The 5755-nt window shown below is 45.4% G+C and carries 5 protein-coding genes; all 5 read left to right on the top strand.

What is annotated here, in order from left to right; all coding sequences use genetic code 11:
- A partial coding sequence (locus IKG78_RS19730; protein WP_290947207.1) for a heavy metal translocating P-type ATPase occupies positions 1-1628 on the top strand: 1628 nt, incomplete at its 5' end.
- A gap of 166 nt (positions 1629-1794) precedes the next feature.
- Complete coding sequence (locus tag IKG78_RS19725; RefSeq protein ID WP_290947205.1) at positions 1795-2466, top strand: hypothetical protein; 672 nt, start codon at positions 1795-1797, stop codon at positions 2464-2466.
- A gap of 16 nt (positions 2467-2482) precedes the next feature.
- Positions 2483-3142, top strand: a complete 660-nt coding sequence (locus tag IKG78_RS19720) for a hypothetical protein (RefSeq protein WP_290947202.1) — start codon at positions 2483-2485, stop codon at positions 3140-3142.
- 290 nt (positions 3143-3432) lie between these two features.
- Entirely contained in the window at positions 3433-4899 is a 1467-nt protein-coding gene (locus IKG78_RS19715) for a phospholipase D family protein (RefSeq protein ID WP_290947199.1), read from the top strand.
- A 21-nt stretch (positions 4900-4920) separates the two neighbouring features.
- Positions 4921-5646, top strand: coding sequence for a hypothetical protein (locus tag IKG78_RS19710; RefSeq protein ID WP_290947192.1), 726 nt, complete (start codon positions 4921-4923; stop codon positions 5644-5646).
- Positions 5647-5755: the final 109 nt, after the last annotated feature.

The following is a 5755-nucleotide window of genomic DNA, read 5'->3' as shown; positions in this document are numbered from 1 at the left end:
GGGCGAGCATCTTGCAGCGCAATTACGAATCGGCAGGGACCATTATGTTCCTGCTGAACGTGAGCAGCCTTCTGGAAGATTACACCAAGGCGCGTACGCGAACCGCCCTTACCGCAAGCCTTGCCGTTAAGGTGGACCGCGTGTGGGTCGTCAAGGACGGCGTCGATGTTCAGGTGCGCATGCAGGATGTCCAAGTGGGCGACCTCGTGCGCGTGCGTTCCGGCAGCATGATTCCGGTGGACGGAACCGTTGCCGAAGGCGATGCGTTCGTAAACGAAGCGACCATGACGGGCGAATCGCTGGCAGTGCACAAGACTGTCGGAAAGTCCGTTTTTGCGGGCACCGTCGTAGACGAAGGTTCCATTGTGGTGTCGGTGCGGGCTGTAAGCGGCAACACCAAGATTCAGAAAATTATCGAACTCATCGACCGCTCCGAAGACCTGAAGGCTTCTATCCAGAGCCGCGCCGAACGCCTTGCTGATGGTATCGTGCCGTTCAGCTTTATCGGATTCGGGCTCACGCTCCTGTTTACGCGCAACATCACCAAGGCCGTCTCGATTCTGATGGTGGATTATTCTTGCGCCATCAAGCTTTCCACCCCGATTTCGGTGATTTCGGCACTCCGCGAAGCGGCCGACCGCAACATGACCGTGAAGGGCGGCAAGTACCTGGAGGAATTTGCGCTTGCAGACACCATCGTTTTCGACAAGACGGGAACGCTCACCAAGGCGGAACCGAAACTCGAACGCGTGATTCCGTTCGGTAACCGCAGCGAAGAAGAAATCCTGCGCATTGCGGCCTGCATCGAAGAGCACTTCCCGCACAGCATGGCGCGCGCCATTGTGCGCGGGGCCGCCGAACGGGGAATCGACCACGAAGAGGAACACGCCGATGTCAAGTACATTGTGGCGCACGGAATCGCGACGACTCTCGACGGCGAACGAGCCGTTATCGGCAGCAAGCATTTCGTCGTCGAAGACGAAAAAATTGCGGTGGGCGAGGCGGAACAGAAAAAGATTGACGAACTCGCCGGAGCCGCTTCCGTGATTTACCTTGCCATTGGCGGGAACCTTGCGGGCGTGCTTTGCATTAGCGATCCTCCGCGAGACGAAGCAGCAGAAGCGATTCGCATGCTCCGTGAACGCGGAATCAAGCATGTGGCCATGATTACCGGCGATAGCCAAAAGGCCGCTGAACGTACCGCTCAACTTTTGGGTATCGATACATTCTTTGCACAAGTATTGCCCGAAGACAAGCACCACTATGTGGAAAAAATGAAGGCCGAAGGCCGCCGCGTGATTATGGTGGGCGATGGAATCAACGATGCGCCCGCATTGGCCGCCGCGAACGTGTCGGTCGCCATGAGCGATGCCAGCGACATTGCCCGCGAAACCGCCGACGTGACCCTCCGCAGCGAAGACCTGCGCGACCTCGCCGAACTCCGCACGTTGAGTACGCAGCTCATGGACCGCATCCAGGCGAATTACCGCTTTATCGTCGCCTTCAACACGTCGCTTCTGGCCGCAGGTTTCTTCGGGATACTTGCCCCCTCGACCTCGGCCCTGCTGCACAACCTCTCGACTATGGCGATTTGCGCCAAGAGCATGACCCCGTTGAAGCAGAATTAGCCCTAAAATTCCACAAAATCCCGTTAAAAGGTGGTGTAATGCCACCTTTTTCGTGTTTTTCTAGGATATGTTATTTACGACACTATTTGTCGCAGTCATTATGTATTTTTAGTGAATAACGAGTTTCACTAAATCTAATGCTTTTGGTAAAAAATAGGGAGCCATAATGCCAACAGACCTTTCACGTGCACTGCGGTGGGACATTCTCCGGAATTTCTACCGCGACTTCGATAACGGCCGCAAACGCGGCTGTGTCGAGAAGTGGAAAAAAGAAATGCCCAAATGCGGACTCGAACGGGATCACTTTGAAATCAGAATCCATACCGAATTCCTGAAGGACCGCCACGAAAAACTGAACAAGGAATTCCGCTGGACCTATGCGAACATGAAAAAACTCATCACGCTCGACCAGCGTTTCAGGGAATTACATCGAAGTATTGCCCGCACCTTCGAGGCGACCAAAAGGGACATTGCCGCACTCACCGTGCAAAATCACAAGTGGTACAGGGAATACGAACTCGAATCGGAAATCTGCCCTGCAAACGACTGGGACATTCCCGGCGAACACGAATACATCAGCGATCTGCTTTTCTGGTACGCAAATTGGGGCTCCATCAATAGCTGCTCCAACACGAACGAACACTATTCCGAACGCCACAAGGTCTACCTCGTTCCCGCTTGGAAACAGATGCTGCTCATCGACAAGTTCGTCAAAGACGGCGTCTCCTGGGAACTCGACTCGCTCCTCTATGACAGCGAATCAAGCCTCTACTCCTTCCACGACATTGTCCACATGCGCCCGGAACAATTCGAAGTGAGCTACACATTGAGATTTTAAACAAAAGCGAGGTACTATGAGAAGACGATACATTTATCAGCTGGCGGCAACGATACTGCCGAATGGACGGGGCTATGATACCGTTGACCATGACCTGGGAATTTTCACGTCGCTACGCACCGCCAAAAAAGTGCTACGGGATTTCGTCAAGGGAGGAGATTTCTATTGCCCGACCTATAGTTTTTCCATCATGTACCTGCCCGTCGACAACGATCTGGATTATGAATCCGATAGGCAAATCAACGTCTATTCGCCCGATGGCAAATTGCAACTCTCGGAATTCAACATGATGTCCTGTAACGGGGCGTGGAGCAAGAGCCTGAATATAGACCTTCGCGCCGTCATCGACATCGGCCCCGGTAAAAAACCGTATTTTACGCTGTACAACCATTGGAAACGAGGACTCGCGACCAAGTGCGCACGCATCTCCTTTCTGGAACCCAAATACGAACTGGGCTCCTCGTACAACAAATCCGTCTGGTTCCTGGACGACGACGAGAAAAAGATGCTCATGAAGTTCCTGAGAACAAAATGCAGGAGCATATTTAGCGACAAATGCACGAACAATTGGATGAGCGTCATAGGAGCGTTCAACAACGAAGTCCAAGGTGACGATGATAGCCGCATTCTGCCCTACGATTTGCCCATCCCTAATTACAACAAGCTTGAACCGTAGTGAAAACTTTCCTTATGGGCGTTCCCCTAGCGGGTCGGGCCATACTCCCGCGTCGCTCGCGGCGCGCTCACCGAGCCTTGCTAACGCAAGTCTCGTCCCTTCGGGTAACTGTCCCTAACGCAGAGCCGCTAAGGCTACAGGTTGTTAAGTGGCTGGAGGCCTGACGCAAAGCATGTAAGACGATAAGTGGACTAGCAAACAAAATATTCCAAGTTGGAGTATATTTATTGAATTTTTGAAGGAAAATGAGTGTAAATTTAGGGAAAAGGAATTAAAAAAAGGAGAGTCTTATGATTAGATTTTCGTCAACAAAGTTATCTAGCGATGCTGAAAAAACGAATGGTTGTGATTATGATGATTACCCGATAAATCTGTTTTCTAAAGACTCTATATGGCCTGAAAAAAATAAGAAAATAACTAGATGCATTGTCGTTTCTGCGTATACCGATTGTGAATGGATTGACGGAATGGTTGATTATGTTGAAGAAAATAGAAATAAGAAAAGTATTGAAATTCGACTTTATTTGGATTATTTCGCAAGTAAATTTTCGATTTTGAAGGAGATTAAGGAAAGGTTAATTGAAATTAATAGTAGAATAAAAAAGTTAGATCCTAATGGGGGGATTTTCTTAATAAAGAAATTTCAGCTTTTTCATTCAAAAATTATTATAACGGAAACCGAGAAATTGTGTAAAGTCATTGTCGGGTCTGTTAATTTTACACAAAAAGCTTTTGAAAAAAATGAAGAAATAGCTCTTGTTGATGATTTCAACGACCCTGACAAATACCCACATTATACATATCAAATCGAATATTATATAGAAAAATTGAATGCTATTGCAAAAAATGTATCTGAAATAAATGAATCCGAAGAACATAATTCGCTACGGTCTAGAATGATGGATGGCGTATTATATTGGAAAAATAGCGATTATAAACCTTTTTCCTTCAATCTAGGTTTGTCTACATCGCTATTGAATAAAATTTCTAAGTTTTTTAATTCTAATGAAAACTCGCCTTTAGAAAAGTATTGGAATAGAGTGTATCCTAGCACCTTGCCCGTTAGCAAATTGTTTAAAAATAATTTTGAAGAAAAATCAAAGGACAAGCAAGAAGAAAAAGTTAAATGGAAATATCTTTCTTTAGAAACGCCATATGGTTTTTGGGTTCCACGAGAATATGTAGAATTAGTTGAAAAATCTATATCAAGACAATCAAAAAAAACGGAAAAAAAACTGAAAGTTTTTTGCAGGGATATAAAAGAAAGTGAAGAAGATATCGTAACGAATTTTAATGAATTCTATAATGCGTTGACGTATGAATGTGGCAAAGTAAAAAAAATGGACCGAAAAGATTCTAACGCCATTATTAGTATGAAATCTCGTTGGAATGAATGGTTTGATAGATTAAAGAAAAAAATTGGTGTTCTAGATGAGAAAAATAAATCACCTAAAGAAATAGAAGAGATAAAGAGGTTGTCTGAAAAATTTCTTGAACGATTGTATCGTTCATATAATCAAGAATCTGTTCCCGACATATGGAATGACGAAATCGCAATACAAGAGTTTGAGGATAACGTTGTTGATTGTATTCGGTTTTCGGGGCAATGTAAGGATTCAAAGCCTTGGATTGTTAAACAAATTATGAAAAAAAAAGAAAATTCTGATTTGGAAGACGATAAGGAATTAATACTATCCGCATTAATAAATTGCAAATTTGCGTTGCCCAACAAAAAGACTGAAAATGAAAAAGAATAGAAAATTCTCCAATTCCACGCTATGCACGATTGTTCAAAAAAATTCAAATCCGACGCTTGCCATAATTTCTGGCAACCGCTTGTCAAGAAGATTTACGCCTGCAATATGGACGGAATCTTCCCGGATAAGGATGGTGCTTTTGCGGCGTTTGCTCGCTTACAAAAGGCGCGGCCAAATGTCGGCTTTGAGATTTCTTATAAACAGGAATCCAGGGGCTATCGCGAACGCGATAAGATGCAGGCCATTTGCATTTCTAAAACTTTTGAGGGGCGGGGTTCTATCAGCCTTATCGTGAATTGCGAGGCCGAGTTTTTGAGCATCCATTTTGAGTATACGGATATAGAGGCGTTCAACGTTCCTTTTCGGCGCAGTCAATGTGACCTCGGCGCCACTCTCGATAATCTCGCAAATTTCATTGAGAAATTTCCAATTTATTGCGAACAGTCATCAAGAATCATAATCGAAATTGAAAAAGAGCAGAAACTGGAAGAAATCGCACGTGATACGATCCGTGCGACGGTTTCGCACATTATGGAATCTACGAAGTATTCCTGGAATTTGTACGGATTCGAAAACACTTTTTCGCTAGAAGTCTCAATCAACGACGAATACTCCGTCGAAATGAATTTCAACACTCAAAATTACCTAGAACGAATCCCGGCTTTGCAAGGCATCCTGGAACAAACGGAAAACTTCGTGAAAGAAATCCCGTTTCCGATAACGATTCAGTTGCAAGAAAAATCTTGAAGTCGGAAATTCCGGCTTCAAGTTTCTAAGGTGCAAAATTTTCACCTTTAATTGTTATTCCCCTTGACAATCGTCATCCATGAATTTATATTTGTAGTGAACAAGTGTG

It is taken from the genome of Fibrobacter sp., assembly GCF_017545445.1.
Taxonomy (GTDB): Bacteria; Fibrobacterota; Fibrobacteria; order Fibrobacterales; family Fibrobacteraceae; genus Fibrobacter.
This window is presented reverse-complemented; position numbering and strand designations above follow the sequence as displayed.

Coding starts and splice junctions, on each gene's coding strand:
- IKG78_RS19725 (WP_290947205.1), top strand. CDS start 1,795: ATGCCAACAGACCTTTCACGTGCACTGCGGTGGGACATTCTCCGGAAT.
- IKG78_RS19710 (WP_290947192.1), top strand. CDS start 4,921: ATGCACGATTGTTCAAAAAAATTCAAATCCGACGCTTGCCATAATTTC.
- IKG78_RS19720 (WP_290947202.1), top strand. CDS start 2,483: ATGAGAAGACGATACATTTATCAGCTGGCGGCAACGATACTGCCGAAT.
- IKG78_RS19715 (WP_290947199.1), top strand. CDS start 3,433: ATGATTAGATTTTCGTCAACAAAGTTATCTAGCGATGCTGAAAAAACG.